26 protein-coding genes, 1 tRNA gene and 1 pseudogene are annotated in these 26987 nt (G+C 67.8%); 6 read left to right on the top strand and 22 right to left on the bottom strand.

Annotated features, from left to right (window positions below):
* Positions 1–130: 130 nt before the first annotated feature.
* The 3 genes and pseudogenes from GQS65_RS02295 to mbhE all read right to left on the bottom strand — a co-directional run.
* Positions 131–529: pseudogene (locus GQS65_RS02295) on the bottom strand (sodium:proton antiporter); the annotation flags it as partial.
* Positions 526–1014: an MnhB domain-containing protein gene (locus GQS65_RS02290; RefSeq protein ID WP_158203054.1), complete on the bottom strand. Its 489-nt coding sequence runs from the start codon at positions 1012–1014 to the stop codon at positions 526–528. The pseudogene GQS65_RS02295 and the gene GQS65_RS02290, both read right to left, overlap by 4 nt.
* Positions 1011–3458, bottom strand: coding sequence for a hydrogen gas-evolving membrane-bound hydrogenase subunit E (gene mbhE / locus GQS65_RS02285; RefSeq protein ID WP_368279767.1), 2448 nt, complete (start codon positions 3456–3458; stop codon positions 1011–1013). Before mbhE ends, GQS65_RS02290 begins: the two co-directional genes overlap by 4 nt.
* A 607-nt stretch (positions 3459–4065) precedes the next feature.
* On the opposite strand from mbhE, the gene hpt reads away from it, so the two are divergent.
* Together hpt and GQS65_RS02275 are read left to right on the top strand one after the other, a co-directional pair.
* A complete protein-coding gene (gene hpt, locus GQS65_RS02280) occupies positions 4066–4629 on the top strand; it encodes a hypoxanthine/guanine phosphoribosyltransferase (RefSeq protein WP_158203052.1) in 564 nt (187 codons plus the stop codon).
* Between the two features lie 113 nt (positions 4630–4742).
* Positions 4743–5444, top strand: a complete 702-nt coding sequence (locus tag GQS65_RS02275; RefSeq protein WP_158203051.1) for a DJ-1/PfpI family protein — start codon at positions 4743–4745, stop codon at positions 5442–5444.
* A 31-nt stretch (positions 5445–5475) separates the two neighbouring features.
* Here the strand turns inward: GQS65_RS02275 and GQS65_RS02270 are convergent, their stop codons facing one another.
* The 10 genes from GQS65_RS02270 to GQS65_RS02225 all read right to left on the bottom strand — a co-directional run bounded on the left by GQS65_RS02270 (position 5476) and on the right by GQS65_RS02225 (position 14446).
* The gene (locus GQS65_RS02270; protein ID WP_158203050.1) at positions 5476–7266 is read right to left on the bottom strand and encodes an ArnT family glycosyltransferase; all 1791 of its coding nucleotides are present in this window, start codon (positions 7264–7266) and stop codon (positions 5476–5478) included.
* An 82-nt stretch (positions 7267–7348) separates the two neighbouring features.
* Positions 7349–8893 (bottom strand): alkaline phosphatase family protein, encoded by a 1545-nt coding sequence (locus GQS65_RS02265; RefSeq protein ID WP_158203049.1) that lies wholly within the window; start codon positions 8891–8893, stop codon positions 7349–7351.
* Positions 8894–8973: 80 nt separating this feature from the next.
* Positions 8974–10008: a flippase-like domain-containing protein gene (locus GQS65_RS02260; RefSeq protein WP_368279766.1), complete on the bottom strand. Its 1035-nt coding sequence runs from the start codon at positions 10006–10008 to the stop codon at positions 8974–8976.
* A 1-nt stretch (position 10009) separates the two neighbouring features.
* On the bottom strand, positions 10010–10888 hold the full coding sequence (locus tag GQS65_RS02255) for a polysaccharide deacetylase family protein (RefSeq protein ID WP_158203048.1): 879 nt from the start codon (positions 10886–10888) through the stop codon (positions 10010–10012).
* A gap of 3 nt (positions 10889–10891) precedes the next feature.
* Complete coding sequence (locus GQS65_RS02250) at positions 10892–11251, bottom strand: DUF2304 domain-containing protein (protein WP_158203047.1); 360 nt, start codon at positions 11249–11251, stop codon at positions 10892–10894.
* A 9-nt stretch (positions 11252–11260) separates the two neighbouring features.
* The gene (locus GQS65_RS02245) at positions 11261–11935 is read right to left on the bottom strand and encodes a glycosyltransferase (protein WP_368279765.1); all 675 of its coding nucleotides are present in this window, start codon (positions 11933–11935) and stop codon (positions 11261–11263) included.
* Positions 11936–11961: 26 nt separating this feature from the next.
* Positions 11962–12699: a class I SAM-dependent methyltransferase gene (locus GQS65_RS02240; protein ID WP_158203046.1), complete on the bottom strand. Its 738-nt coding sequence runs from the start codon at positions 12697–12699 to the stop codon at positions 11962–11964.
* Positions 12700–13071: 372 nt separating this feature from the next.
* A tRNA-Met gene (locus tag GQS65_RS02235) sits at positions 13072–13146 on the bottom strand.
* 86 nt (positions 13147–13232) lie between these two features.
* On the bottom strand, positions 13233–13682 hold the full coding sequence (locus GQS65_RS02230) for a GtrA family protein (protein ID WP_158203045.1): 450 nt from the start codon (positions 13680–13682) through the stop codon (positions 13233–13235).
* Complete coding sequence (locus GQS65_RS02225) at positions 13679–14446, bottom strand: glycosyltransferase family 2 protein (protein WP_158203044.1); 768 nt, start codon at positions 14444–14446, stop codon at positions 13679–13681. The genes GQS65_RS02230 and GQS65_RS02225 overlap by 4 nt, the downstream gene beginning before the upstream one ends.
* Positions 14447–14548: 102 nt before the next feature.
* Here GQS65_RS02225 and GQS65_RS02220 point away from each other — a divergent pair, with 102 nt between their 5' ends.
* On the top strand, positions 14549–16933 hold the full coding sequence (locus GQS65_RS02220; protein WP_158203043.1) for a DUF2298 domain-containing protein: 2385 nt from the start codon (positions 14549–14551) through the stop codon (positions 16931–16933).
* 21 nt (positions 16934–16954) lie between these two features.
* Here GQS65_RS02220 and GQS65_RS02215 read toward each other — a convergent pair whose 3' ends face one another.
* On the bottom strand, positions 16955–18001 hold the full coding sequence (locus GQS65_RS02215) for a M42 family metallopeptidase (RefSeq protein WP_158203042.1): 1047 nt from the start codon (positions 17999–18001) through the stop codon (positions 16955–16957).
* Between the two features lie 123 nt (positions 18002–18124).
* Positions 18125–19189: a polyprenyl synthetase family protein gene (locus GQS65_RS02210; protein ID WP_158203041.1), complete on the bottom strand. Its 1065-nt coding sequence runs from the start codon at positions 19187–19189 to the stop codon at positions 18125–18127.
* 127 nt (positions 19190–19316) lie between these two features.
* Here GQS65_RS02210 and GQS65_RS02205 point away from each other — a divergent pair, with 127 nt between their 5' ends.
* From GQS65_RS02205 to GQS65_RS02195, 3 genes are read left to right on the top strand one after another with little or no spacing between them, the layout of a single operon-like run.
* On the top strand, positions 19317–20642 hold the full coding sequence (locus GQS65_RS02205) for a M28 family peptidase (protein WP_158203040.1): 1326 nt from the start codon (positions 19317–19319) through the stop codon (positions 20640–20642).
* Positions 20643–20673: 31 nt separating this feature from the next.
* Entirely contained in the window at positions 20674–21435 is a 762-nt protein-coding gene (locus tag GQS65_RS02200; protein ID WP_158203039.1) for an NAD(+)/NADH kinase, read from the top strand.
* Positions 21436–21476: 41 nt separating this feature from the next.
* Positions 21477–21917 (top strand): DUF7313 family protein, encoded by a 441-nt coding sequence (locus tag GQS65_RS02195; RefSeq protein WP_158203038.1) that lies wholly within the window; start codon positions 21477–21479, stop codon positions 21915–21917.
* Positions 21918–22376: 459 nt separating this feature from the next.
* Here the strand turns inward: GQS65_RS02195 and GQS65_RS02190 are convergent, their stop codons facing one another.
* The 7 genes from GQS65_RS02190 to GQS65_RS02160 form a co-directional block, all read right to left on the bottom strand.
* Positions 22377–22634: a DUF7314 family protein gene (locus GQS65_RS02190; RefSeq protein WP_158203037.1), complete on the bottom strand. Its 258-nt coding sequence runs from the start codon at positions 22632–22634 to the stop codon at positions 22377–22379.
* Positions 22635–22643: 9 nt separating this feature from the next.
* Complete coding sequence (locus GQS65_RS02185) at positions 22644–23168, bottom strand: DUF7315 family membrane protein (RefSeq protein ID WP_158203036.1); 525 nt, start codon at positions 23166–23168, stop codon at positions 22644–22646.
* Positions 23169–23194: 26 nt separating this feature from the next.
* Positions 23195–23959, bottom strand: coding sequence for a cytochrome bc complex cytochrome b subunit (locus GQS65_RS02180; RefSeq protein ID WP_158203035.1), 765 nt, complete (start codon positions 23957–23959; stop codon positions 23195–23197).
* 181 nt (positions 23960–24140) lie between these two features.
* Positions 24141–24950 (bottom strand): cytochrome b, encoded by an 810-nt coding sequence (locus GQS65_RS02175; RefSeq protein WP_158203034.1) that lies wholly within the window; start codon positions 24948–24950, stop codon positions 24141–24143.
* A gap of 29 nt (positions 24951–24979) precedes the next feature.
* Complete coding sequence (locus GQS65_RS02170) at positions 24980–25822, bottom strand: Rieske 2Fe-2S domain-containing protein (RefSeq protein ID WP_158203033.1); 843 nt, start codon at positions 25820–25822, stop codon at positions 24980–24982.
* A gap of 2 nt (positions 25823–25824) precedes the next feature.
* Complete coding sequence (locus GQS65_RS02165; protein WP_158203032.1) at positions 25825–26211, bottom strand: DUF7318 family protein; 387 nt, start codon at positions 26209–26211, stop codon at positions 25825–25827.
* Positions 26211–26924, bottom strand: a complete 714-nt coding sequence (locus GQS65_RS02160; RefSeq protein ID WP_158203031.1) for a plastocyanin/azurin family copper-binding protein — start codon at positions 26922–26924, stop codon at positions 26211–26213. The genes GQS65_RS02165 and GQS65_RS02160 overlap by 1 nt, the downstream gene beginning before the upstream one ends.
* Positions 26925–26987: the final 63 nt, after the last annotated feature.

The following is a 26987-nucleotide window of genomic DNA, read 5'->3' as shown; positions in this document are numbered from 1 at the left end:
ACCCGGCCGGGCCACCGTGGCGGTCCGTGTCGCCGTCGTCGTCGGTGACCGGTTCGCCGTCGCCGGTCGCTTCCGGCCCGTCTATCGACGAGTCGGTCATCGCCGAGACGCCCGACTCCGGCGGGGCCGCACCGAGTTCCGCGAGGTCGATGGTGCCGTGTTCCTCGTAGACCCGGTAGGTCAACACGAGCGCGAACGCCGTCGTCCCGAAGCCGATGACGATGGCCGTCAGGACGAGCGCCTGTACCAGCGGGTTCGACACCGTCGCGGGGTCGGGCGTCGCGCCGTGGGCGAGGATAGGGACGCTCCCGGCGATACCACCCATCGTCACGAGGTACATGTTCGTCGCCTGCGAGATGATGGCGATACCCCAGACGACCCGGACGACGTCACGCCGGAGGACGAGGAACGTCCCGATGGCGAACAGTAGACCGAGGACGACGGCGATGACGAACTGGGTGTTCGGTGACTGTGCGGACGCCTGGAGCGGGATTGCTGTGAACACGGTCGAGAGTGCGGTGGGCGTCATTCGCGTCCCACCACCGCGAGGATGGTCAGCAGTGCGCCGACCACCACGAAGTAGACCCCGAGGTCGAAGAAGAGCGCCGTCGGAATCTCTATCTCGTGGTAGACGGGAACGTGGTAGACGAACCAGACACCCTGTGTGATGAACTCGTACCGGCCGCCGGCGAACAGTTCGCCGACGACGATGGCGGCGAGTCCCGACGAGGCGGCGAGCGCCAGTCCGAAGGTGAACGTCCGGCCGTACTCGCCGATGGAGCCACCGAGGAAGCCGTCGTCGTCGACGTGGAGCAGTTCGCGCTGGAGGAACTCCCGACCGAAGACGATGTAGACCAGCGCGAACGCCGTCACCGTCAGCACTCCCGCGATGAACCCGCCGCCGGGGAGGTTGTGGCCCTGCAACAGCAGCGCCACCGCCGTCAACAGGATGACGGGGACGACGACGCGCACGACGGTGCGTGCGATGACCGTCGTGTCCGTGTCGGTGCTCATACGTCCTCACCCCGGTTTCGCATCCCGACGAGCGTCAACACGGCCAGCGCGGCCATGGCGACGACGGTGATCTCGCCGAGCGTGTCGAACGCCCGGAAGTCGACGAGGATGACGTTGACGATGTTGCCACCGCCACCCGAGTCGACGAGCACCGGCCCGTGTTCCTCGGGGACCGGCGCACGCTCGACGAAGAACGACGCGATGTTCTGGGACGGCTGGGCGCTCGTCGTCACGAGGACGGTCAGCGTCACCGTGACGCCGACGACGCCCGCGACGACGGCGTCGGGCACGGCTTCGCGCACGTCGAGACTGCCGTACCACGCGGGCAGTTTGTCGAGGACGAGCAGGAAGATGAGCAAGACGAGCGTCTCGATGACCAGCTGCGTGAGCGCGAGGTCGGGTGCGGAGGCCAGCACGTAGAAGATGGCGACCATGAACCCGAGAATCGAGAGGGTCAACACCCCCGCGACGTGGGAGTCGGCGATGCCGACGGCCGCCGCGCCGAACAGCGCGACGAGCAGGACGACGGCGAGCGGCACGCCACCGACGAGGCCGAGCACCGTCAGACTGCTCAGCCCCTCGGGCACCGGAACGGTGACGCCCGCGACGAGGTAGCCACCGAGCGCGAGCGCACAGACCGCGAGCATCGTCGACGCGGCGTAGGTGCGGAACATCCGCGTCTGGACGTAGCCGGGGACGAGCGCGCTGGTGCGTTCGAGCGCGGCCAGTCCGCCGTCGTAGTAGGCGTTCGGACTGGTGTAGGGGACCGTCCGGGCGCGGGCGATAGCGCCGTGGAGGCGGTCGTAGAACGGGTAGGCCGCCGCGCCGAACAGGATGGTCGCCAGCGACATCAGCGCGTACGGCGACGGTTCGAGCGGGATGGGCCACGGGACGGTGAAGGAGTGCGCCTCACCCGGCGCGACGGCGGCGTAGGCGTCACCAGCGACCAGTTCGATGGCGAGGTTCGGCCGGAGGCTGATGGCGACGACGGCCAGTCCCAGCACCGCGGCGGGTGCGAGCATCGCCAGCGGCGGCGAGTGGACCTCGCCCAGTCCCTCGGGCCGGTCGCCGTAGAACAGCGAGAGGAACCTGATGGAGTAGAGGAACGTGAAGATACTCCCGAAGACGGCGATGGCGGGCACGAGGAACCAGAGGCCCCCGAAGTGCGCCCCCGTCTCCCAGGCCGCCTCGAACAGCAGTTCCTTCGAGAAGAAGCCGTTGAACGGCGGGATGCCCGCCATCGAGAGACACGCGACGGTGGCGATGATGGTCGTAATCGGCAGGTCGTCCCTGAGTCCGGAGAGTTCCGCGATGTTCCGCGTGCCGGCCTCGTGGGCGACGATACCGGCGACGAGGAACAGCGCCGCCTTGAACGACGCGTGGTTGAGGATGTGGAACGCGCCCGCCTCCCCGCCGTAGCTGACCGCGAAGCCGAACCCGGCGACGATGAGACCGAGGTGGGAGGCGGTGGAGTACGCGAGCAGTTCCTTGATGTCCGTCGCGCTCACCGCGAGCATGGCGGCGACGGTCATCGTCAGCAGGCCGAGGACGACGAAGACCGGCAGCCACGCCTCGGCGAAGTAGACGTCCTCGCCGCCGGGGACGAACAGCGGACGGAACCGACCGACGAGGTAGACGCCGGCCTTCACCATCGTCGCACTGTGGAGGAACGCGCTGACGGGCGTCGGCGCTTCCATCGCGTTGGGAAGCCAGATGTGGAACGGGACCTGCGCGGACTTCGTGGCCGCGCCGAGACCGACGAGGGCGACGACGGGGAGCAGGAGTCCCTGCTCGGTCAGCGTCGAACGGACGGCGTCGGCGTTCTCGACGAGGCCGGGGACGTCGCCGTAGCCGAACAGTGCGAACGTGCTCGTCCCGAGCGCGTCCGTACTGGCCGAGGCGAGCACGAGGAACCCGACGAGCATGAACAGCCCACCGGAGACGGTGATGAGCATCGACTTCCGCGAGGCGTAGAGCGAGGACGTCTCGCGCTGGTAGTGACCGATGAGGACGAACGAGGAGACGCTCGTCAGTTCCCAGAAGACGAACAGCGCGACGAGGTCGGCGGCGAGTGCGACCCCGAGCATCGCACCCATGAACACCAGCAGCGTGGTGTAGTACTTGGCCTGTCCCGGTTCGCCGTGCATGTACCCCCCGGAGTAGGTGAACACGAGGATACCGACACCCGAGGCGAGCAGCGCGACGAGGAAGGCCAGACCGTCCAGGTACAGCACGAGGTTGACGCCGAGTTGCGGTATCCACTCGACGCTCACCGTGCCGTGGGTGCCGTGCTGGCTGAGCACGAGGGCGAGACACGCCGTCGCGACCGCGGCCGCGAAGTAGGCGGTGCGCTCACCGAGCACCCGGTAGACGAGTGGTGTCACCGCCGCGCCGACGAACGGGAGCGCCAGCACGGCGAGGAGAACCGCCGGTTCCGGTTGCACACAGAGAGAGCGGAGCGACGGCCGCTTAATAGTTTTCAAATCTCCGCGGATACGGCTTCGATTTTCCAAACGGTTATCGGATTACGAACCGTAACTGGTCATTCACCCAGAAGTCTGACGAATTGTCGCTGGAAGTACCGATAGAACACCCGGCCGTGAGGGGTGCCAGCAGAACGAGGCCGTCGTGTGGCCGGCCGCGACCACCGGCGACTCCGACTGCGGCCACGGTAGTGGCCGTCCGTCCACACCGTTATTCGCCGTGTATCCTCCACCAACGAGACGTTTCGTTCGAGTAACGCCCCGTTCCGGTCCGTCTCGCTCGCCCCGCCGGTCGGCAAGGCAGCGGGTAACGAAGTCGCTCGTCGTGGCCCTCCGAGCCATGGGACTGGATACGGCCGGCGACGTCGCGGTGTTCGCACAACTGCTGTTGCTCGGACTGACGACCGTCCTGCTCGTGGTCGGTGTCGTGGCGATGAGTCTCACCTGAACGGGGCCGAGGGGGTGTGAGCGACCGACCGGCCGAACGGGCCGTCGCACACTCGTGTGAGGTCACCTCACGGTCGGTTCGGACCACCGCTGTTATACCACCGCGCGAAATACGGGCGACATGGACTTGCTCGCTCGGTCGCTGCGGGAGGCCCCCATCATCCAGAAGGGAGACTACCACTACTTCGTCCACCCCATCAGCGACGGCGTCCCGATGCTCGACCCCAAACTCCTCCGGGAGATCACCATCGGCATCATCCGGAAGGCCGAACTGGAGGGCGTCGACAAGATCGTCACCCCGGCCGCGATGGGCATCCACATCTCGACGGCCGTCTCGCTGATGACGGACATCCCGCTGGTCGTCATCCGCAAGCGCCAGTACGGACTGGACGGCGAGGTGAGTATCGCGCAGGTCACCGGCTACTCCGAGAACGAGATGTACATGAACGACGTCTTCGAGGGTGATCGGGTCCTCCTGCTCGACGACGTGCTCTCGACCGGCGGGACGCTCCGGGCCATCCGCGAGGCGCTGGGCGAGACCGGTGCGGACGTGGCCGACATCGTCGCGGTCATCAAGAAGGTCGGCGGTGAGAACAAGATGGAGGGCTACGACGTCAAGACGCTCATCAACGTCGACGTCGTCGACGGCGAAGTCGTCATCGTCGACGAGCAGGGCGACGGGTAACCGTCCACCCACCGGCGACCGGTCGAAAGCTCGACCGGTCGCCACGCCGGGATGAAGCAACGCCGAGGGGTACGACCGGGCTTTTCCGTCCCGCGGCCGAACACCGGCCTGCAATGACCAGCGCGCTGTTCGTCGTGAGCGAAGAGGGGTACTGGGCCGAGGAGTGTATCGAACCGCTGACGACGCTCACCGACGCGGGCGTCGACGTGACGGTGGCGACACCGTCGGGGAGTCCGCCGGTCGTCGACGAACGGTCGCTCGACCCGGAGAGCGCGGGCGGCGAGGAGCGGGTCGAAGAGCTACGCGAGATTCACGAGAGCGACGAGCGACTGAACGACCCCGAACCGCTCGCGGTCGTGAGCGCCGACGACTACGACACCGTCGTCTTCCCCGGCGGCCACGGCACCGAGTGGGACATCAACCAGGACACACACGCCCGACAACTGCTCGCCGACGCCGTCACGGGCGACGACGGCAACGCACTCGTCGTCTGTCACGCCGTCGGCATCCTCGGGTTCACCTGGGGCGACGACGAGGGCCGCCTCGTCGAGGGACGGGACGTGACCGGCTTCCCCAACGCGTGGGAGGAGGACATCGTCGACGAGAACGACGTGATGCCCGACGGCCGGAAACTCCCCTACTGGGTCGAAGACGAGGTGAAGGCCGCCGGCGGGAACTGGGACGCGGAACTCGACGCCGAGGAGAGCGTCACCGTCGACGGTGACCTCGTCACGGCCCGCGGTCCAGGCTCCTCGGCGGCCGCCGCCGACACGCTGTTGGAGGAACTGGGTATCGAGGCCCCGGCACGAACCTGAGCGAGTCGGACGGGCGCGACGGTCCGGCGACTCAGTAGAACGGTATCTCGCGGTCGGCGTCACACGTTCCCGACCCGTTCCGTGCGAGAATCGCGGTGTACTGGTTCGGTTCGAGTTCCTGTTCGTCCGCGTACTGGTCGGTGTGTGGCACGACTCCGTACGGAATCAGGTCGACGACCGACCCCGGCGAGGCCCGCTGTGGGACGAAGTTCGGCGGCCGCGGGCCGAACTCGGCGACGACTTCGTAGCCGTACTCGCCGTCCAGCATGCCGCGAACGTACTCCTTCTCCGCCTCGCCGTTCCGGTAGTACGTCCCGTCCGCGAGGTAGAGCAGGTCTCGATACGTTATCTCGACGTACTCCGGACAGGCGACGTGCTCGCTTCGCGGTTCGTAGGGGTGGTTGACGTCCAGCCAGTGCGGGACGGCGGCGTCCTGCATGTGGACGCGATACAGTTCGACGGTGTCGTTCTCGTCGGCGTTGGCGGCGTACCAGTCGACGGCCTCGTCGCGGGGCATCGAGGCGTAGCCGCCGACGCCGACGACTGCGTACGTGCCGCTCGTGAGGAGCAAGAAGACGGTGAACGCGGTGCCCAGTCGGGGCGTCTCCCGGAGCAGTCGGTTCAGCATGAGCGCGACGAGCACCATCAACAGCGGAAACGTCGGCAGCAGGTGGTGGACCCGGAAGTCGTGCCACTGCGAGAACATCACCACGTACGTCGCCAGTGCGACGAGGACGAGCAGGACGGCACTGGACTCCTCGCGGTCGTCGACCACCTGATAGAGGCCGGCGAGGACGCCAGCGACCGCCCCGGCGAACAGCGGGAGGCTGAGACCGCTGAAGTAGCCACGGAGGAACCACCACCAGATGGGGGCGTCCGGACCGGTCGCCCACCCGGCCCGCGCCTCGGAGCCCTCGAAGATACGAGCGACGATGGGGTCGAACCCGGCGACGACGAACGTCGGGAAGCCGAGCATGATGACGCCGAACCCGAACAGACCCCCGGCGACGACGAGTCTCGGCTGGAACAGCGCCGCCGTCGGGTCGTCGGCCTCCCGCGCACGCAGGAGGTACGCCGCGACGATGGTGACGATGACGGGGAAGGCGGTGAGTTTGAAGGCGATGGCGACGCCCCCGGCGATGCTCGCGCCGTAGAACCGCCAGTCGGTCCCCTCCCGCACGTAGCCGAGCAGGAGGTAGAGCGCGAGCAGGACGAAAAAGAGTGCGGGCACGTCCTCGCCGCCCTCGTGAGCGAGGGTGAGAAAGCCCCACGAGAACGTCAGCAGGACCGCCGCGAGGCGGCCCGCCGCCCGGTCGCGGATGGTCGTGGCGATGCGGTAGGTGAGGTAGACCGACCCGACGGCGAACGCGACGTTGAACAGCCGAACCATCGAGACGGCGACCCACCACACCCACTCGGGGGTCGCGTGCCAGACCTCGTAGGTCCCGAAGGCGCTGGCTGCCCGGCCGGGGGTGGCGAACGCCTCGAACAGGTCGAGGTTCCCGGTGAGGGCCGCGCCGAGGACGACGGGAATCAGGAGCAGCGCGTAGAGGTAGAGCGTCGCGCCGAACGGGACCCGACCCCAGGTGATGCCCTCGCGCAACGAGTCGAGACTCGGGTCGGCGTAGACCGTCCCGAACGCGACCAGCGGATCGAGGATGCGGTCCATCTCGTCGCGCGTGGCGAAGTTCGGCGCGAGGTGCCAGAACCAGAACGCGCCGAGCAGGAGCGTCAGCAGGAGGATGTAGCCGAGGTACGGGTCGGCGTCGAGGTCCGCCCGGACGCGCCGACGAACCCGGGCCACCGGGGAGGGAACGCGCATTGTCAGACCCTCAGCGAAGCGCCTGATAAGGGCCGTGGTTCGGCGCGACGCGACGTGGGACCGCCGACGGGTGCACGCGCGGTCACTCCATGTACCCCAACTGCTTCAGGCGGTCGGCCACCTCGTCGCCGTCGCCGACGCGCTCGCGCGCCCGGAACGGGATCGGTTCGCGTTCGCCGACGTCGGGGGACTCCTCGAAGACGTCCAGCACCTCCCCGCGCATGTCCGTCGGCACGTCGCTGCCCATCCCCGCGAGGATGGTCGGTGCGAGGTCGAGGATGGAGATGTCGTCGAGTTCGCCGACGGGGGCGACGTTCGGCCCGTTCGCCACGAAGATGCCGTGGGGCGTGTTCTCGGCGGCCCAGCGGTCCGGGGCCGTCGTGACGTTCCCACCGCCGACGCCGTCGTTGACGTGGACGCCGGGACGCATGTCGACGACCACCTCCGGGCCCTCCTCGACGAACGGACCGTGATAGACGTCCTCGCCGCGGTGGACGGCGGTGAACAGCGGCCCCTCGGCGTCGCTGACCTCGCGCAAGTCCGCGAGGAGTTCCTCGCGGACCGCCTCCACGTCGAAACGTGGGTTGACGTAGATAGGCCCTTGCCCGCTGGCGACGGCCTTCGTTCGCTCCAGATCGATGGCTTCGAGCTTTCGACCGCGTTTGAGGCCCGCGCTCTGCGGGACGAGTTCCTGGAGACGCTGGGGGACCACCTCGGCGAGCGTATCGACGATACCGGCACGCTTGGCGAGCGAGAGCGCGTTCTCGCGGGTCAGTCCGAGCGGCGTGAGGTAGTCCTCGACGGTGCGTTCACGAGCCTGATAGCCGTTCTCGGCCAGCCACTCGTTGACGTAGAACTCCGTCGTCGTGGGGGCCGCGCCGTGATCGGACATCAACACGAGCGTCGTGTCCTCCAGTTCGCGCAGTTCGCCCAGCCACTCGTCGACGAGTTGCCACGCTCGGTACACCGGTTCGTCGTCCCAGAAGAAGTGGTGCAGGACGTTGAGGTAGAACAGCGTGACGTGCACGAAGTCGAGTTCGTCGCGCTCGAACAGGTCGAGCGCCACCTCGAAGCGGGAGTCCAGCACGTCGAGGATAGCGTCGACCTCCGCACCGCGTTCGGTGTTCGAGGAGAGCAGCGGGTTCGGGTGGACCTCGTAGTCGAACTCCCGTTCGAGGTAGTCCGCGAGGTCAGCCGGCGAGGTGTACCCCGAGTCGATGGAGCGGTACTCCCCGGAGACGGCGTCTGGACCGCCACAGACGACCGGTCCGTCGATGTCGCGTGGCGGGTACATCGTCGGCATGTTGACGACGCCCGTCGACTTGCCGTCGTCGTTGAGGTAGTCCCACAGTTCGACGGTCCGGAAGTCGCCGCCGTTGGCGACCGTTATCTCCCCCGCCTCCAGGTCGACGTGTTCGAACCAGAAGACGCCGAAGCCGCCGGGGTCCTTCCCGGCGGAGTAGCACTTCCAGTTCGGGAAGGTCACCGGCGGGAGACAGCTTCGGTGGGCGGCCCACGCACCGGACTCCCGGAGGGCGGCGAGGTTCGGCAGGTCGCCGGCGTCGAGCCACTGGTCGAGCAGTCGCCAGGAGGCCCCGTCGAGGCCGACGACGAACGTCCGCGTCATGGTCTACCCGAACCGAGGCCCGTGGAAATACTTTCTCCTCTCCGGGTGCACCCGTCGAGGACCGTCGTCTCCGTCTCCCGTCACTCACCCTGGTCCGCCGCGAGCGCCGACAGGTCGAGTCGGAGCGACGGGTACCACCCGACCAGTGCGGGGAGGTAGACGCTCAGAAACCGGTCGAGGAAGACGACCGGGACGACGATTTCGGCGGGCACCCCGAGCGCGACGAACACCGCGGTCGCCGTCGCCTCGGTGACGCCGATACCGCCCGGCGTGAGCGGGAGGAGCGTCACGCTGTACGCCGCGAGCAGGTAGAGCGGCAGGAGGAGCGCAGGCTCGAACCCCGCACCGAGCGCGTCGAGCAACAGCCAGACGCGCAGGCCCGGCGTCAGCACCATCGCCACGACCCACCCGAGCGCGTACAGCCCCACCGCACGCGGACTGGTCGAGAGCGTCCGGAACGCCGCGGCCGAACTGTCGGTGAAGTCGGGCAGCGACCGAACCGTCCCGGCGAGTCGGGGGCCGACTCGCGGCACACGCTCGAACAGTCCCGCGAGCGACGCGACGAACCGGTCGACGGCCGTCAGGTTCGACCCGACGAGCAGGACGAACGCCCCCGCGACGAAGTAGAGCAGCGTCGAGAGGCCGAGCAACAGGAGGACGCCCGCCGGGAACCGGCCGACACCGGCGAGGACGCCGACCGCCGAGACGACACCGTAGAGCACCGCGTACAGTCCCGTGTGGACGCCGGCGACCGCGACCGAATCACCCCCGCTCATCCCCGTCTCGGTGCTGACGACCACGGGCGCGGCCGCCCGGCCCGACAGCCGGGAGGGGAGCACCTGGTTGATGAAGTTGACCACGAGGTCGGTGCTGGCCGCCTGCCGGAAGGTAGCCGTGTCGAGGCGGTTCATCAGGACGTGCCACGTCGAGAACCGGCCAGCCAACCCGACGGCGGTGACGACGAGCAGCAGCCCGACCGTCTCGGGCGGGACGTCGGTCAGCACGCCGAGGAGTCGGTCGTAGTCGAGTTGCCCCAGCAGCCACGCGACGGCGAGGAGGCCGATGCCGTAGCGGAGGGCGAAGCCGGCGACGCGCTTGAGACGAGCGTCGACCACGCTACCGCGCTCCGGCGTCCGACACGCTGGTCAGCGGCGGTGCGCCGGCCGCCTCGGCCACGACGGACCGGGCGGTGACGAACTCGAACGGTTCGGCGAGGACGCGTTCGACGGCCCGTCGCATCCACGCCCCAGTTCGGACGTACACCCGCGACGGGACGCCGTCGACGTCCGGCAGGTCCGCGAGTTCCCACGGGTGGACGTAGAGGACGGGCGTGATACCGCGGCGAGCGAGCAGGTGCATCCCGGCGATGGTGTAGCGAACGCCGAAGAATCGGAGCCACGTCCCCGTCAGCGGCAGGCGAAGGCCCGGCATCACGGCGACGGGCAGTTCGGCGAGCGTCTCGGGCGCGTCGGACTGAATCTCGGCGGCCGAACACGGTCGGACCGCGTCGTCCTCGCCGCCGTACCAGCCCGGAATCTTCCGGGAGGCCGCGACGCTGGAGTCGTAGGCGTAGCCGGCGTCCGCCAGCGCGGCGAGCGTCCCGTCGGGGAGGTCGAACGCCGGGGCGCGGAACCCGTCGACGGACGCTCTGGTGACCGATTCGAGCACCGCACGCGAGTGGACGAGTTCCTCCGAACGCTCCGCCGGGTCGAGGTCGGAGAGCAGTCGATGCGAGTGGGTGTGCGAGGCGATTTCGTGGCCGGCGTCGGCGATGGCGCGGACCTCGTCGGGGTGTTCGTCGGCGACCGACGAGACGGTGAAGAACGTCGCGTCGGCGTCGTGGGCCGCCAGCCGCTCCGTGAGGAACCGTCCCTGTTCGAGCCCGGCCGTCTCCCGGTCGGTGGTCCCCTCGGCGTTCCGGTAGGCCGGCGTCTGACCGAACACCTCGAAGTCCACCGAGAGGACCGCTTCGGGAGGCCGGTCGTCGACACCCATCGGCTATCGGTCGTTCCGGTGTTCTTCGAGGTCGTTCTTCAGCAGGCTCAGCTCCTCGTTCAGCCTCGACTGCTGGTCGTAGAGCTTTCCGATACGGTTGAACAGGTAGGTGACGACGACGAACAGCACGAGGTTCGAGACGACGAGGATGGCACGAGCCTGGAGTTCGAGACCCAGGACGTTCGCCACGCTCTGGAAGGCGTTCGGGAGGAGGGCGACGAACACCAGTCCGAGGCCGACGATGGCCGAGAGGACGAACAGCGCGATGTCCTCGCGGCCCCGCCGGACGATGTAGTAGCCGTTGAACAGGAGGCCGAGGCCCACCAGGAACGTGGCGAAGTTGACGAGTGTGTAGTCTGCCATTGTCGGAGGTTATCTGAAGATGAGGACCCGGAGGATGACGTCGGCCATCCGGGCGGGGTAGAGCACGAACGTGTCGAAGGTGAACTGCGAGTCGCCCTCGTCGCGGACGGGCATCTTCACCGACACCTCCGTGATACGGTGGTTCGAGCGCGCGGCGTCGAGCGTCTGTTCGACCGCCCAGTGGCGGTCGGAGTGGTGCAGGATGGTCTCCAGTTTCGACACGCGGTACACCCGAAAGCCGCTGGTCACGTCGGTGATGTCGATGCCGCCCAGCGCGTTGACGACCGCGGTGAAGAAGCGAATCCCGGTGTTGCGGACCTGCGAGTACTCCTCGTGGCTGTCGTTGAGGTAGCGACTGGCGATGACCATGTCGTTGTCCTCGGCCTCGGCGAGGAGTTTCGGGATGTACGTCGGGTCGTGTTGCCCGTCGGCGTCGATCTGGACGACGAAGTCGTAGTCGTTGCGAATCGCGTAGCGATAGCCGGTCCTGACCGCGCCGCCGACCCCCGTGTTGATGACGTGCTGGACGACGCTCGCTCCGTGGCGACGAGCGACGGCCGCGGTGTCGTCGGCGGAGCCGTCGTCGACGACGACCACGTGGTCGACGTGTTCCAGCGCACCCTCGATGACGGGCCCGACGGTCGTCGACTCGTTGTACGCGGGGATGACGGCGACGGTACGCACGAGTTGTCGAACGGCCCCCGCGTCACTTAGACGTGTCGTTGTCCCGACGGCGAACGGCGCTTCTCGACGGCTGAGCCTGGCGTTCCCACCTCGACGCCGGGTGCGGGGGTCGCCACTGCCAGCGTCCACCAGCGGACGAACTGCGTCCGCTCGTAGAGCGAGACGGCCCGCGCACTCCACTCCCCTTTCGAGAGGCTCAACGGCATCAACGGCGACCCGAGTCGGCGGAGTTCGAGGGTCTCGAACCCGCCGGCGTCGAGCAGACCACTGACGTCGTCGACCGAGAGGTGACCGTACTCGTCGGTGTCCTCCCCGAGCGCACCGAGTCGGAACGCGAGCGCCTTCGTGAACCGCCGGTAGAGGCCGGGCGTCCCTTCGAGCAGTATCAGTCGCCCGCCCGGTGCGAGAACCCGCCGTGCCTCGGCGAGCATCGCACGACGGTCGGCCGGCGGAACGTGGTGGAGGAACCGCCGCCCGACGACGGTGTCGAACGCGTCGTCCGCGAACGGTAGCGAACGGGCGTCGGCGGTAGTCGCCTCGATGTCGCGTGCGTCGAGCGAGTTCTCGTGGAACGCCTCGACACCGACGTCGGCGTCGGGGTGGGCGTGGCGACCGAACGCGAGTTCGAGCGTCCGCCCGTCGGAGCGAACGTGTCGACGGATGAGCGCGTCGTGACGGTCGTAGATGGCCGCGAGCAGCGGATGCTCGGCGACCTCTCGTGGCCGTTCGGCGATGGCTCCGTCGAGAATCTCGCTCTCTCCCATGACTGCTCGGCTACTTCACCACTCAACGAATAGTTTGTGGCCACTGAAACGGGAGTGAAACTATCACGGACGACGAGGCGTCACGCTCCGAGACTCACGGACGCTCGCTTCGTCGCCTGCTTCGAGTCTACTCGTCGTCCGTCCCTGCTCGCGTCGCTCGCAGCCTCGTTCGTAGTTCGGCTGGTTTTACTCACTCAGGGACTCGTCGCTTCGCTCCTCGTCGTTGCTCGCAGTAGAAGTAGCGGGAGGTAGATTTGAACCCCGGTCACTCACTCGCGTTCGCTCCCTGCTTCAAACTACTCCGGACGAGTTCGACGACACACGGCTCACGACTCGCTTCGCTCGTCGTTCGTGTCGTGTGTCGTCAGAACATAGCGGGAGGTAGATTTGAACTACCGATCTCCGGGTTATGAGCCCGGCGGAATCTCCTGGCTATCCCATCCCGCTACTATCTCGTACCCCAGCCTGCTAGTAAAGGGTTGTGATTCCACGACCGCTACGTCACGCGATACCGCGGGAGCGGCCGACCCGATTCAGGCCTCGGCGGCGACCCGCCACGTCACCAGGCTCTCCAGGACGTAGTTGAGCAGCATCGACACCCCGATGGCGATGGGGAGTGGGACGAGGTCCCAGAGGTCGACACCGAACAGCGGGAACGAGAGCGCGAGCGACCCGAACGCACCGACGACGAGGAACTGGACGGCGACGCCACCGCTCCGGACGAGGTTCGACTTCACCAACCGGCGGAGCGTCGGAACCACTCCGCTCGCTCCCTCGTCCGCGAACGTCCAGTGTTCGTTGATGAAGAACATGACGACGATGGCTACCTCGGCACCGCCGACCTTCGCCACCGGAGGGGCGACGTCGAAGACGACGATGAGCACCGTCGAGACGGTGAGGTCGAAGACGGCCCCGACCGCACCGACGGAGACGAACTTCCCGAACCGGACGCTCGAGAGGAGCGCCGAGAACTGCCGATTCATCTGCGCTGGCGGTCGACGAGAGCGGTCGTGGTCTCCGGGAACGCGCCGTGGAAGCGGTGGTCCTGGAGGCGGAGCGACCGATGGCGTGCGACGAACAGCGCTCGGCCCATCTCGGAGGCGGCCCCGAGCGGTTCGACCGTCGAGTTCGGCTGGTCCTCCCAGGTGACGGGAACCTCCACGAGCGAGTAGCCGAGCGCCTGGCTCATCGCGACGAACTCCACGTCCCACGCGAAGCCGGGTTCGTAGAGGTGCTGTCGGACGTTCGCCCAGGCGTCGGCGGAGATGGCCTTCGCGCCACACTGGAAGTCATAGAGGTCGACGTCGAGGAGGCGACGGGCCAGCCACGCGAACGCGTCGCCCATCCGTCGGCGGGCACGGGTCTGGTGGCTCAGGACCGTCGCGTCGGGGTGTCGCCGGGACCCGACCGCGATGGCGGCGTCACCGTCGAGAAGCGGGGCGAGCACCGCCTCAACGCTCCGGGGCGGGGTCGCGCCGTCGGCGTCGACGAACGCGAGGACGTCGGTGTCGAGGCTGTCGAACCCGCTGGTGATGGCCGCACCCTTGCCACGGCGGTAGGGGACGGCGTTGACCGTCACGGGCAGGTCGTCGAGGCCACGGAGTGCGTCGCGGGTCTCCCTGTCGGGGTCGTCGAGTTCGAGACGGATGTCCGCCGGTGCCACCCGCTCGTCGAGCGCACGAACGTAGGATGCGAGTCGCTCGGCGTTCGGTCGGAAGGCGGGGACGACGAGACCGACGGACGACATAGGGGAGGGGAGTCGCCCACGAGACAAAAACAGTTCGGGATGCCACTCGGCCGCGTCGGCCAGTGCAAAAGAGGTTTAGCCCCACCTCCCCGTCGCAGGAACATGGAAATCGGGCTCGTGTTGCTCTGGCTGGTGGCGTACCTCGCGCTGTTCGCCGCCGGCCTCCCCGTCGTCGCCGCCCTCTGTCCACCGCTCGCCGACCGCGGTGCCGGCGTCGCTCTCACGCTCTCCCTGTTCGTCCTCGGCTTCGTCACGTGGGTCGTCGGTCAGGTCGCCTTCGGCTGGCCGACCATCCTCCTCGCGCTGGCGGTCCTCCTCGGAGCGAGCGTGCTGGCGCTCCGGTCGGGCGCACGCCCCGACCCACGTGTCGCCGTCGAGACGGCGCTCGTCTTCGCGCTCGCCTTCCTCTTTCTCGTCGCCGTCCGTGCCGTCGACCCCGCCGTCCACGCCACGATGGGCGAGAAGTTCCTCGACTTCTCGATGCTGAAGGCGCTGCTTCGGGCCGACCGCCTCCCACCGCTCGACCCGTGGTTCGCGGGCGAACGCGTCCAGTACTACTACGGCGGCCACCTCGTCGCCGCAATCGTGACGAAACTGACGTTCACCGCGCCGCGCTACGCCTACAACCTCGCGCTCGCGGGGTTCTACGCGATGCTCGTCACCGCGGCCTACGGACTGGCGGGGGCGCTCGGCGACCGACTCGGCGGGTCCCGGACGACGGCCGCCGCGTTCGGCGCGTTCTTCGTCGGCGTCGCCAGCAACCTCGAAGTGCCGGTGAAGATACTCCTGGGACTGCTCCCCCAGTCGGTGCTGGCGGCCGGCGCTGGTGTCGCCGGCGTCTCCCTCGAAGAGTGGGAAGGGACGCTGACCGCCCCGTTCTCGGAGTTCACCTACTGGTCCGCGAGTCGCGTCATCCCCGGCACCATCAACGAGTTCCCGCTGTTCGCCTTCCTCAACGGTGACCTCCACGCCCACATGATGAGCACGCCGTTCATGCTGCTGGGCGTGACGCTGGCGTACTCGTACTTCCGGACGTTCGAGCGCCACGTCTGGCGACGTCGGGGCCTGCTCGTCCTCGTCGCGCTCGTCACCGCCTTCCTCGCCGTCGTCAACACCTGGTCGTTCCCGACACTCCTCGGCGTGGCGTGGCTCGCCGTCGCCTTCGCGCCCGCGGACCCGCTGACGCTGTTCTCGACCCGGTTCGGCGGGAACGAGCCGTCGCCGCTCTCCAGGGGGACGCTCGACCGAACCCGTCGAGCGTTCCCGTCGTGGAGTCGAACCGAGTCGCGCTGGACGGGCGGAGCACTGCTCGTCACGGCCGTCCTCGCGCTGGTCGCCGTCGCCGCCTCGCTCACGTTCTGGGGTGGTGCGACGAGCGGTCGGTCCATCGAACTCGTCCAAGAGCGCAGTGCGCTGTGGGGGCTACTCGTCGTCCACGGCGCGTACCTCCTGATATTCGTCCCGTTCCTGTTCTCGCGGGCCCGTGAGACGGTCGCGCTGTCGTCGGGCACCGTCGCGGCGATACTCGGCGGCTGGCTGGTGACGAGTCTCGTCGCGTGGGCGCTCGGATTCGCCGCGTTCGGCCTGTTCGTCCCCCTCCTCCTCGGGGCGTGGCTGGTCCTCCGTGGCCGCCGCGCGGACGCCCACGACCCGAGTTTTGCGACGGTGTTGCTGGTCGCCGCCACCGGCGTCGTCCTCCTCGTCGAACTCGTCTTCGTGAGCGAGGAGGCCGGGCCGAACCGCTACAACACCGTCTTCAAGACGTACATGCAGGTCTGGGTGCTGTGGGCACCCGCGGCGGGGGCCGCCCTGTCGGCGCTCGTCGCCCGAGCGACACCCGCCCCGTCGCTCGCGGAGTTCGCCAGCGCCGACCGCGCGATGTTCGAGCGCGTCCGCCCCGCGACGGTGCTGGCCGTCCTCGTCCTCGCCAGCACTGCGCTGTACGGTGGGTTCGCCATGAGCGACCACTTCGGGGCCGAACCGGGTCGCTACGACTACGGTGCCGCGGAGTGGTACGTCCCCGAGGACCCGACGCTGGACGCGACCCAGTTCGTCGAGACCTACCACGCCGACGAGGCGGCCGCCATCGGGTGGCTCGACGACGAGCCGGGACAGGTCACCATCGCCGCGGCACCCGGCTGGCAGGCCTACCAGTGGACGAACCCCGAGTCGAGTCTCACCGGCCACATGTCCGTCGCGGGGTGGCGTCACGAGATCGGCTATCGTGGCGCGGAGACCTACACGGCCCGTGCGAGCGACGCCGACGCGATGTTCGAGGCGAGTCCCCAGGAGCGCGCCCGACTGCTCGCCGAGTACGAGGTGGACTACGTCTACGTCGGCCCGCGAGAACGTGAGGCGTACGGCGAGGACGTCTCCTTCGAGCGCGTCCCCGGCGTGACCGTCGAACGGCGGTTCGACGCCGTCACTCTCTACTCGGTCGACCGGTCGCAGTTGTCGGCGGCGAGCGAGAACGCGAGCGGGTCGTAGAGCGAGTCGCTTCGGCCGCGATTACAGGGTGTAGTCTTCCTCGCCCGTCTCCGTCTCCAGCACGGCGACCAGCAGGTCGATGGCGTTCTCGATGTCGTCGACGTGGGCGCTCTCGGTGACGGTGTGGAGGTAGCGCGTCGGAATCGAGATGGCTCCGACCGGTTTCGCGCCGAACGTGTTCTGGAACCCCGCGGTGTCGGTGCCGCCCGCGGGCAGCACCTCCAGTTGGTACTCGATTCCCGCCTCGTCGGCCACCGAGCGCATCCGACGGTTGACCTTCGGGTTCGTCACCACCGAGGCGTCCTTGAGTTTGATGGCCGCACCCTTCCCGAGTTCGGTGACCTCCTCGCCGTCCTCGTAGTCGGGCACGTCGTTGGCGACGGTGACGTCCAGCGCGATGGCGAGGTCCGGGTCGACGTCGACACCCAGCGCCTGCGCCCCGCGGAGACCGACCTCCTCCTGGACGGTCGCACAGAAGTGGATGGTGACCGCCGGGTCCTCGATACGCCGCGCGGCTTCGAGCAACTGGAAGACACAGACCCGGTCGTCCAGGGACTTGCCGGTGACGAGGTCACCGACGCGTTCGGTCGTCTGATCCATCGTCACCAGGTCGCCGACGCTGACACGTTCGTTCACGCGGTCCTCGTCCATCCCCATGTCGACGTGGACGTCCTCGACGTTCGGTTCCTCGTCGTCGGTGCCGCCGTGTGGTGGGGCCGACCCGATGATGCCCGTCAGGTCGCCGCCCTCGGTGTGGACGGTGACGCGCTGGGCACGCAGGACGCGAGGGTCCCAGCCACCGAGCGCGTCGAGCGTGAGAAAGCCGTCCTCGTCGACGTGCCGGACCATGAACCCGATCTCGTCCATGTGAGCGGCGACGGCGACCGAGTAGTCGCTGTCGCCCTCCAGGGTCCCGACGACGTTGCCCATCGCGTCGGTGCTGACGTGGTCGGTCGTCTCCGCGAGTTCGCGTTTGACGACCTCGCGGACACGGTCTTCGTAGCCGGGGACGCCACGCTCTTCGGTCAGTTCCGTCAACAGTTCGACGTCGAACGCCGTCGTGCTCATACCCGAGCGTCGGCGGTTGTCTACATGAGTCATGGGAATTGGACTCGTGGCGACGTGTCGGGCCGGCGAGAGAACCGTCCGACGACGGCCCGACGGTGACCCTCCGACCGGACGCCGTCGCACTCAGACCTCGCGTTCGACGACGAACCGCGCGAAGTCCGCCAACTGCTCGGCCGGTTCGGGGTCGAGGTCGACCGACGCGAGGTGGTCGAGCGCTCGGTCCGAGAGCGCTCGGGCCTGGTCACGGGCGTACGTCACGCTCCCGGCCTCGGTGAGGATGTCGACGACCGCCTGGACCTCCGCGTCGGTGTTCTCCTCGGCCCACAGCAGTTCCTCCATCCGGGCGACGTCCTCCGCGGGAGCGTGCTCGGCGGCGTGGATGGACATGAGCGTCTTCTTGCCCTCGCGGATGTCGTTGCCGGCGGCCTTCCCGAAGTCGCCGCCGGACTCCATGCTCGTCTCCACGTCCAGCACGTCGTCGGCGATCTGGAACGCGACGCTCATCCGTTCCGCGTAGTCGGCGACGGCCTGTTCGGTCGGCTCGTCCTGGCCGGTGACGATGGCCGCGAGACGGGCGACGATACGTCCGAGACAGCCCGTCTTGCAGGCACACATCTCCAGATACTGCGCCTCGCTGACGGTGATACGCTCGTGGTTGTGCCAGCAGATGTCCATCCCCTGTCCGAGATGCGTCCGGTTGAGTTCGTCCATCAGCATCTCGTAGGCCTTGAGTCGGATCTCCGGGGACAGGTCGCCGGGGTTCCGGGTGATGATCTTCAGCGGCAGGAAGTACATCGCGTTGCCGGCGTTGAGCGCGACGTCGGTGCCGTGTTCGAGGTGGAGCGCCCGGTCACCGCGACGCATCTCCGCGCCGTCCTCGACGTCGTCGACGATGATGGTGCCGTTGTGGAGTATCTCCGGGATGCACGCGTAGGGGAGGAACGCCTCGGGGTCCTCGCCGAACCCGTCGACGAACAGCAAGAACAGCACTGCCCGCCAGCGTTTGCCGCCGCGTTCGAGGAGTTCCCAGATGGGGTCGGCGAGCGCCTCCTGGATGGCCGCCGGGTCGTACTCGTAGGTGGGCTCGCCGAAGAAGTCGGCGAGGTACGCCTCGTCGACCTCGGGCGGGAGGAGCCGCGCTATCTCCTCGTCGACCACAGGTCGCCACTCGTCGAGTACGTCCCGCATACTCCAGACACTGTCGGGCGCGACGCAAAAAGTCTCGCTATTCGAGGGTCTCGGAACGTGGAGCCGTCGTGTGACTCCTGCGAACACGCTTCACAACGGTTAGGTGCGACCCACCCGGACACCGGCTATGAGTGACCATAGCTGGATCGGCGTGACGTTCACGAGTCGGCGCGGCTGGAACCACCTGGAGACGCTCGTCGACGTCGGCGACCGGATGGCCGGGAGCGACGGCGAGCGCCAGGCGGCCGAGGCCACTCGGGATGCACTCGACGACGCCGGCACCCGCGACGCCCACCTCGACGAGTTCGAGGTACAGGGGTGGGAACGGGGGAGTAGCACGATTACCGCCGACGAGGAGACCGTCGCCACCGAACGGACCTGGGACTGTCTCGCGCTCCCACGCTCGCCCGCCGGTGCGGTGACCGGCGAACTCGTCGACGTCGGCTACGGCCTCCCAGAGGACTTCGACGCCGACCTCGACGGCAAGGTCGTCGTCTGCTCGTCGACCGTTCCGGACTACTACGAGCGGTTCATCCACCGGCGCGAGAAGTACTACCGCGCGGTTCAGGCGGGAGCGGCCGCGTTCGTCTTCGAGAACCACGTCGAGGGCTGTCTCGCCCCGACGGGCAGTGTCGGCACCGCCGACGCCCCCATCGGCGAGAGTCCCGCCGTCGGCGTCTCCAGCGAACTCGGCGCACGACTCCGGCGACGGTTCGAGGGCGAGCAGGTGACCGTCGACGTCGACTGCGAGTACGACACCGCAACGAGCCAGAACGTCCACGCCGTCCTCGGTCCCGACACCGACGAGGAGGTGCTCGTGACGAGTCACGTCGACGCCCACGACATCGCCGAGGGGGCGATGGACAACGGCGCGGGAACGGCGATGGTCGTCGAACTCGCCAACGCGCTGGCGATGCGCGAGGACGACCTCGACACGAGGGTTCGGTTCGTCGCGTTCGGCGCGGAGGAGGTCGGTCTGGTCGGGTCGGAGTACGACGCCGAGCGGTCGGACCTCGACAGCGTCAAGGCCATCGTCAACTGCGACGGCGTCCTCCGGGGCCGGTCGCTGACCGCGTTCACACACGGGTTCGACGACCTGGACGCCGTCCTCCGGGAGACGGCCGAGCGGTTCGACCACCCCATCAAGACCAACCCACGGCAGGGTCCCCACAGCGACCACTGGCCGTACGTCCTCGAAGGCGGCGTCCCCGCCTACCACGTCGCCAGTGAGAGCGGCGAGCGAGGCCGTGGCTGGGGCCACACCCGCGCCGACACGCTCGACAAACTCGACGTGCGTGACCTCCGAGAGCAGGCCATCCTCCTGACCGACCTGACCGTCCGACTCGCCGACGACGGAACGACCGTCGCCCGTCAGTCACGGTCGGAGATCGTCGACGCGCTCGAACGGGAGGACCAGGCCGAAGGGCTGCGTATCACCGGCGATTTACCGTAGGCTTTTGCCGACCCCACCCGACCACACGGCCATGAACGACGAGGGGACGGGAGTGCCGCCCGCCGGGACGACGCGGGTCGCCGTCGTGGGCGCGGGGGACCCCGACCCGACCCTGGAGACGAGGGGGACGGTCCCCGACACCGAGTCACTCGCCGCCGCCGTCACCGACACCGGGACGCTCGTCGACGTCGCCGACGCGGACGTAGTGGTCGCCGTCGGGGACGCCGCGCTCTCCGCCGTCGCCGCACGGACCGACGCGCCCGTCCTCGTCGTCGGGGGCGACACGCCGCTCTCGGTTCCGAGAGCGACGGCGACCGAAGCGATTCGGGCGCTCCACACCGGGACCGTCGAGACGACGGCACACCCGCTTCTCGGCGTCGAGTGTGGGGCCGCCCGGTCGACCGCGGTGTTCGACGTGACGCTCGTCACCGCCGAACCGGCCCGCATCTCCGAGTACTCGGTCCACAGCACCGGGAGGGAGGTCGACCGGTTCCGCGCCGACGGGGTCGTCGTGGCGACGCCGCTCGGGAGTCACGGCTACGCCCACGCCGCTGGCGGCCCCGTCCTCGCGCCCGACGCCGACTCGCTCGTGACGGTCCCCATCGCCCCGTTCGCCATCGGTGCCGACGACTGGGTGGTGCCGATGGCCGAGACGACGCTTCGCGTCGAACGGGAGGAAGCGCCGGTGGAGTGTTTCGCCGACACGAGGCGCGTCGGAACGGTCTCCCCCGACGAACCGGTCCGCGTCCGGCCGGAGGGCACCGTCCGGTTCGTACGACCGACGAGGGAGTGACTTTGGAAAGGCACTAATGGGTGTGCCTCCGGAGATAGGGTATGGACGCGTTCGCTTCGCTGTTCGGTGTGGTCGACGCGGTGTTGCGGCCCTACATCGGACTCGTCATCCTCGCGCTGGTGCTCGTCAACATGGGTGCCCGCGCGTTCGAGTACCGCTCTATCGTCAAGCAGGCGCGTGACGGCGGCGTCGACGCCGTCTCGCGCAACGCGATTCGCGTGGCGACGAACTTCCTGCTGGTCGTCCTCTCTTTCTACTTCGCCACCGTCGAGTACCACGCCGGGACGGTCCTCTCGATACTCGTCGTCGGGATGGTGCTGACCGACCTGTTCGAGTTCGAGTCCCGCCTCGTCGAGATTCGCCAGGAGTTCACCGTCGACCGACCGAAAGCGGCTATCGCCGCCTCGGTCCTGGTCCTGATGTACATCGCCTACATCACCCTGTTCCAGTACGTCAAGCCGCTCTGGGAAACGGTCGTCTGAAGGCCCGCGAACCGTCCGAACGGACGCCCGCTCCGTTCACTTCTCCGCCCCCACGACTCGCTCGCCGATACCGCTCGCTTCGTCTCTCGCCCACGACCGGAGACGGTCGTTTCCTGCCTCGCTCGACGTCACCTCTGGTCGCTCGACGTCACGACGACGCCGTCCGCCTCGGGTCGTCTCTCGACGGTCGAGTCCCCCGTCTCGCCACCACCGGGGGCGTCGGACGTCCGCCTCGAACGGGCCGAGACGGGCGCGGGATGGCCCGTGGGTCACGGTCGACGGACCGGACCGGCGTGGTCGCCCGGTGCGACGTGAACCGACACGTCCCGTTACGAACCGCCGCTGACGGCGACGTCACACGGCGAGGCGACGACGGGAGAGGAGAGAGGGCACCGTCGCCCGGAGCGGCGAGTCGGTTCCGCCGCTCACGACGGTGAGAATCGAAGGGAGAGGGGTCGTTCAGTTCTCGACGTCGCCACCGAGCGCACGACTCAGCGGGATGAGCAGCCAGAACACGACCGGCCCGAGAATCGTGGCGACGAGGAGGCCGTCACGGAGGACGTAGGCGATCTGGTCGTAGATGGTCCCCGCGCCGGTCGTCTCCGCGATGAGTTGAGTCGACTCGAAGCCGGCGGTGTTGTACCAGCCAGCCAGCACCATCCACAGCATCCCGCAGACGATGAACAGCGCGAACCCCTTCATGAACTCGTCAGCCATTACTGGGACTTAGTCAGCGTCGTCTTTAGGGTTTCCCATTCCCTCGGTTCGGAACCGCGTCCCGAGGATGTAGACGCCCGCGCCGACGCCGATGAGTACGAGGCCAGCGACGCCGAACACCACCTGGAACTGCCCGTCGGTGAGCGCCGCCGCCGCCAGCAGCGACCGCACCGCGCCGGGGACGAGCGCCACCGAGAGCGCGAACAGGACGAACAGCACGACCAGACGCTCGGCCGTCCCCGCGTCCGCCCGGACGCTCAGGTAGCCCAGATAGGCGGCGATGGGGACGCCGAGGCCGATAGCCCACCCGAGCAGTGCGACCCGCCGCACCGCACCGGTTGCGGCGTCCAGAAACAGGAACCCGAGGACGACGAACGCGACGGCGAGGAGCGTCGAGAACACCGTGACGACCCTGTAGAGTTCGACGGGGACGACGACGTCTCCATCACCAGAACGCCACGCGTTCTGGTCGGCTGCCGAGGCTCCCTCGGCAACGTCGGTGCCGCGGCGTGGCTCGTCGGGTTCGGAGGCCATTAGGGGAAAGAAGCGCCGCGGTTACTTCACTTCGGCGGACGGAGCCGGTAGTACCGCCGATTCAGCTCGAACATGTAGCCTTCGCGCATCGTCCGGAGGACGGCGTAGGCGATGAAGCCGGCGACGGGCGGGACGAGGAACGTCAGGTCGAACAGGAGGTTCGGGTCCATCGGGATGAGGTTCTTCACCGACAGCGCCGCGATGGTGAACGAGAACACGACCCCGAAGACGCCGACGGCCGCCCAGAACGGCTGTTCGACGGGTCGCCGGGCGCTCCCCTTGTTCAGGAACGGCACGATAGCGATGAACCCGACGATGACGACGTTGGCGAGGACGCCGTACGTCCGGTCGGCCATCAGCTTCGACCCGCCGAGGATGGCGAGGTCGGGGTTGAGCGGGCCGAGCTTGAGCAGGCCGAACGACCAGTAGAGATACCAGTCGGGCAGGATGACCGCGGGCGTCTGACTCGGGTTCGCCGGTGGCCCGATGTGGGGCGGCAGCGTCGCCGAGAGGAAGATCATCATCCCGACGAAGAAGGAGGTGATCGCCAGGTTCCGAATCATCTCGTGAGGCCACGTCGGGAAGCCGAGCACGTCACGCTCAACGTAACTCGACTCCATGCGCATGTCCTGGTCCTCCCGACGGGAGCGTTCGAAGTACTCGTAGGTCAGACGAGACAACCCCTGGGAGCGAGTCTTCCGCTCGCCCCACGTCGGGGTCTCGTCGTCCGGCGGGACGATACCGGTCCCGTCCGCCCGGACTTCCTCGTCCGTCTCGTCACTCGGCGCCATTACTGTCCGTACTAGCGACCGGCCGGGTATCAAGGTTGTGTTAGCCGGGCCGGCGGCAGGTCGCCCTCGTCGGGTTCCGACCCTCCTCCTGGGTCAGGGTCGACGGCCGGTGTCGCCACTCGTCAGGCCCGTGGCGGAACACGAAGAACGGACGACCGCGAGTCAGAACGGAGTCGCCGACTCAGTGCGGTTCGGCGATGCCCTGCATCCAGACGATACCGATGTGGATGGCGATGAGCGCCGTCGTGATGAACGGCAGGAAGAACACGTGCAGGATGTACATCCGCTGCAGCGTCGACTGACTCAGCGAGAACCCGCCGAAGATGAGTTGGGCGACCCACTCACCCGCCAGCGGGATGGAGAGGCTCATCTCCACGCCGATCTGTCCGGCCCAGAACGCCAACTGGTCCCACGGCAGCAGGTAGCCGGTGTACCCGAACACCATCGTCAGGCTGATGAGGACGATGCCGAGGATCCAGTTGAGTTCGCGTGGCTCCTTGTACGCGCCGGTGAAGTAGACCCGCAGCATGTGCAGGAAGACGGCCGCGACCATCACCTGTGCGGACCATCTGTGGAGCGAACGGAGCAGGTACCCGAAGTTCAACTCCGTCATGATGAACGTGATGGAGGCGTACGCGACGGTCAACTCGCCTTCCGCGCCCGCGGCGGCCGTCGACGGCGAGTAGTAGAAGCCCAGTAAGGCCCCCGATATCGCCGCGACGACGTACGCGAGGGTACTGAACGACCCGAGGGCGTACAGCGGGTACCAGTACCAGAACTTGTTGTCCAGGTTGTACTGTTCGGTGTGGCTCTTCGGCATCTGGAGGTTGGCCTTGTAGTAGAGGTCCTCCATCAGTTCGAGGTAGTCGACGATTCGCAGACGGCGGTCCAGCCAGATGAGCACCGTCAGGTACCCTTTCTCGACCGGCGAGAGGTCGCGGCTCTTCATCCAGCCGCCGTGGTCGTGGTCGTCTTTCCGTTCTAAGCTCATTGTGTGTGACTAGTGGTGGAGTGGTTTGGTTATTCCGGACGTGGGAGCGAGACGAACGAGGACTCGACGATGCTGAACGGGTTGTACACCGACTGGTGGCACTGACAGTACACCCGGTCTTCCGCGTCGAACCCGGCGGAGCCCTCGTAGCCCTTGAACGCGGGGACACAGCAGAAGTGCGTACACTTATCGAGCCACGCCATCACGCCCTGGTCGGTCGCCGCGGCGACGAACTCGTCGTTCTGTGCCATCTCCTCGACTCGTGGCGAGCGCAACACCTGCACCGGGATGGTGCTCTCGGTGTCCTGTGAGCGCCACGTCGCCATCGCCGGCTTGCCGAGACCGCTCGACCCGATGCCGTTGCCGTACGTCCGGTAGTCCTCGAAGTCGGCGATGTTCAGCGGGTCGCCGCCCGAGTAGGCTTCCGTCTGCCAGGTGTAGGCGGGTGGGGGCGACGGGGCCGACCGGAGGATGTTGTCGGACTCGTAGCCCGGTTCGATCCCCTCGTAGGTCTGGACGCCACAGTACTGGAACCACTCGGTGGAGTAGGTGACGCCACCGATGTCCATCTCGGCGACCTGGATGGTCTGCCCACCCTCGTCGACCTCCTGGACCTCCGGCCAGACGCCCGAGATGACGCCATCGTCGCCGACTTCGACGGGGACGATGGGCATCCCACGCGGCGCGGGACCGTCCGTGTTCTCGATGCCTCTGAAGCTGGTGATACCACCACCGGACCCGGAGCGGTTCGTCGCCGTCCCGACGGCCGCAGCGCCGCCCGTCCCGACCGCAGCGAGCGCACCTGCGCCCACCACACCCTTGACGAAGCGCCGACGTCCGGTCTCGTTTGGATACTTGTCGTCGTCTGCCATTGTTATTTCTTGTAGTAGGGGTAGACCGCGCGTTTCACGTTCTCCCACGCGTTACCGCCGAACTGGGTGCCCTCCATGTCCTCCTCTCTGATGTAGAGGTCCTCCCACTTCCGGCGGCGTTTCTTGACGATCATCACGTCCGGGAGGAACTCCTTGCGGTAGAGCAGGAGCACGAACGCGAGGTCGACGAAGATGACCGCCAGCAGGCCACCGAGGAACATGTTCCCGAACTCGTCGAACCCCCACCCGGTCGCCAGTCCGTAGCTGAACATCCCGACGAAGACGACTTCGACGAGCGTCAGCAGGACGATGGCGATGGCCGCGGCCGTCGATTCGCGTGGCGGTTCGTACCGATGGATGTCGCCGTAGCTGTTGTTGCCTGAACTCATTAGGTACCACCCTTCGTGTGGGCGCTCTCACCGTACTTCAGCAGGAAGAAGGTGAACATCAGCGAGGAGACGATCATGAGGATGGTCGCGATACCGACCCAGTGGGCCTGAATCGGCACACCCATGTGCTCGGGGTCGACCTCCTCGGCCGCTCCGCCGCCGGTCGCCGCGGTCGGCACGTCGGAACCGATGGCGAGCGCGGCGATCATACCCTGACCGACGTGAGGGTCACACTGGTACTCGACGATACCCGAGGCGTCCTCCGGGGCCGTCCACTCGAAGGTGCCCTCGCTCTGGAGGGGGCTCTCGAACTCCGCACCGGACTGCGCGTTGACGTTGTGGCCCGCCGACGCCCACTCCCAGATGACCGTGGTGCCAGGGTCGATGTGGACCGCCGCAGGGCCGAACGCGTACCCGCCGCTCCCGACACCGACCTCGATGGTCACCTCGGACTGGCCGGTGGCGTCGGTTCCGCTGCCGGGGCCGTCGTAGCCGTTCGCTCCCTCGATGCCGTAGTCGATGGGACCGCTGACGCTGCCACCCCCGCCACCGCCGCCGCTCGCGTTGCCGCTTTCGTTTCCGCCTCCACCGCTGGCGTTTCCGCCACTGGTGTTCCCACCAGAACCGTTGCCCTCCTGGGCGACGGCGGAGCCGGTGGCGGCGACGGTGCCGGCGACACCGCCAGCCACCAGGAGAAATTCCCGTCTATTCATGCACACGGGATTTCGGGTCCGTGTTCGTATAAACCCACCGAACACGTGTAGACGGGCGCTACG

This window comes from Halomarina oriensis (assembly GCF_009791395.1).
In the GTDB taxonomy this organism is placed as follows: Archaea; Halobacteriota; Halobacteria; order Halobacteriales; family Haloarculaceae; genus Halomarina; species Halomarina oriensis.
Note: the sequence above shows the minus strand (reverse complement) of the source record. Positions and strands in the feature narration are given on the sequence as shown.

Bases quoted from the DNA above. Each gene is read 5' to 3' on its own strand.
- GQS65_RS02290 (WP_158203054.1), bottom strand. From the start codon at position 1,014: ATGAGCACCGACACGGACACGACGGTCATCGCACGCACCGTCGTGCGC.
- hpt (WP_158203052.1), top strand. From the start codon at position 4,066: ATGGACTTGCTCGCTCGGTCGCTGCGGGAGGCCCCCATCATCCAGAAG.
- GQS65_RS02275 (WP_158203051.1), top strand. From the start codon at position 4,743: ATGACCAGCGCGCTGTTCGTCGTGAGCGAAGAGGGGTACTGGGCCGAG.
- GQS65_RS02270 (WP_158203050.1), bottom strand. From the start codon at position 7,266: ATGCGCGTTCCCTCCCCGGTGGCCCGGGTTCGTCGGCGCGTCCGGGCG.
- GQS65_RS02265 (WP_158203049.1), bottom strand. From the start codon at position 8,893: ATGACGCGGACGTTCGTCGTCGGCCTCGACGGGGCCTCCTGGCGACTG.
- GQS65_RS02255 (WP_158203048.1), bottom strand. From the start codon at position 10,888: ATGGGTGTCGACGACCGGCCTCCCGAAGCGGTCCTCTCGGTGGACTTC.
- GQS65_RS02250 (WP_158203047.1), bottom strand. From the start codon at position 11,251: ATGGCAGACTACACACTCGTCAACTTCGCCACGTTCCTGGTGGGCCTC.
- GQS65_RS02240 (WP_158203046.1), bottom strand. From the start codon at position 12,699: ATGGGAGAGAGCGAGATTCTCGACGGAGCCATCGCCGAACGGCCACGA.
- GQS65_RS02230 (WP_158203045.1), bottom strand. From the start codon at position 13,682: ATGAATCGGCAGTTCTCGGCGCTCCTCTCGAGCGTCCGGTTCGGGAAG.
- GQS65_RS02225 (WP_158203044.1), bottom strand. From the start codon at position 14,446: ATGTCGTCCGTCGGTCTCGTCGTCCCCGCCTTCCGACCGAACGCCGAG.
- GQS65_RS02220 (WP_158203043.1), top strand. From the start codon at position 14,549: ATGGAAATCGGGCTCGTGTTGCTCTGGCTGGTGGCGTACCTCGCGCTG.
- GQS65_RS02215 (WP_158203042.1), bottom strand. From the start codon at position 18,001: ATGAGCACGACGGCGTTCGACGTCGAACTGTTGACGGAACTGACCGAA.
- GQS65_RS02210 (WP_158203041.1), bottom strand. From the start codon at position 19,189: ATGCGGGACGTACTCGACGAGTGGCGACCTGTGGTCGACGAGGAGATA.
- GQS65_RS02205 (WP_158203040.1), top strand. From the start codon at position 19,317: ATGAGTGACCATAGCTGGATCGGCGTGACGTTCACGAGTCGGCGCGGC.
- GQS65_RS02200 (WP_158203039.1), top strand. From the start codon at position 20,674: ATGAACGACGAGGGGACGGGAGTGCCGCCCGCCGGGACGACGCGGGTC.
- GQS65_RS02195 (WP_158203038.1), top strand. From the start codon at position 21,477: ATGGACGCGTTCGCTTCGCTGTTCGGTGTGGTCGACGCGGTGTTGCGG.
- GQS65_RS02190 (WP_158203037.1), bottom strand. From the start codon at position 22,634: ATGGCTGACGAGTTCATGAAGGGGTTCGCGCTGTTCATCGTCTGCGGG.
- GQS65_RS02185 (WP_158203036.1), bottom strand. From the start codon at position 23,168: ATGGCCTCCGAACCCGACGAGCCACGCCGCGGCACCGACGTTGCCGAG.
- GQS65_RS02180 (WP_158203035.1), bottom strand. From the start codon at position 23,959: ATGGCGCCGAGTGACGAGACGGACGAGGAAGTCCGGGCGGACGGGACC.
- GQS65_RS02175 (WP_158203034.1), bottom strand. From the start codon at position 24,950: ATGAGCTTAGAACGGAAAGACGACCACGACCACGGCGGCTGGATGAAG.
- GQS65_RS02170 (WP_158203033.1), bottom strand. From the start codon at position 25,822: ATGGCAGACGACGACAAGTATCCAAACGAGACCGGACGTCGGCGCTTC.
- GQS65_RS02165 (WP_158203032.1), bottom strand. From the start codon at position 26,211: ATGAGTTCAGGCAACAACAGCTACGGCGACATCCATCGGTACGAACCG.
- GQS65_RS02160 (WP_158203031.1), bottom strand. From the start codon at position 26,924: ATGAATAGACGGGAATTTCTCCTGGTGGCTGGCGGTGTCGCCGGCACC.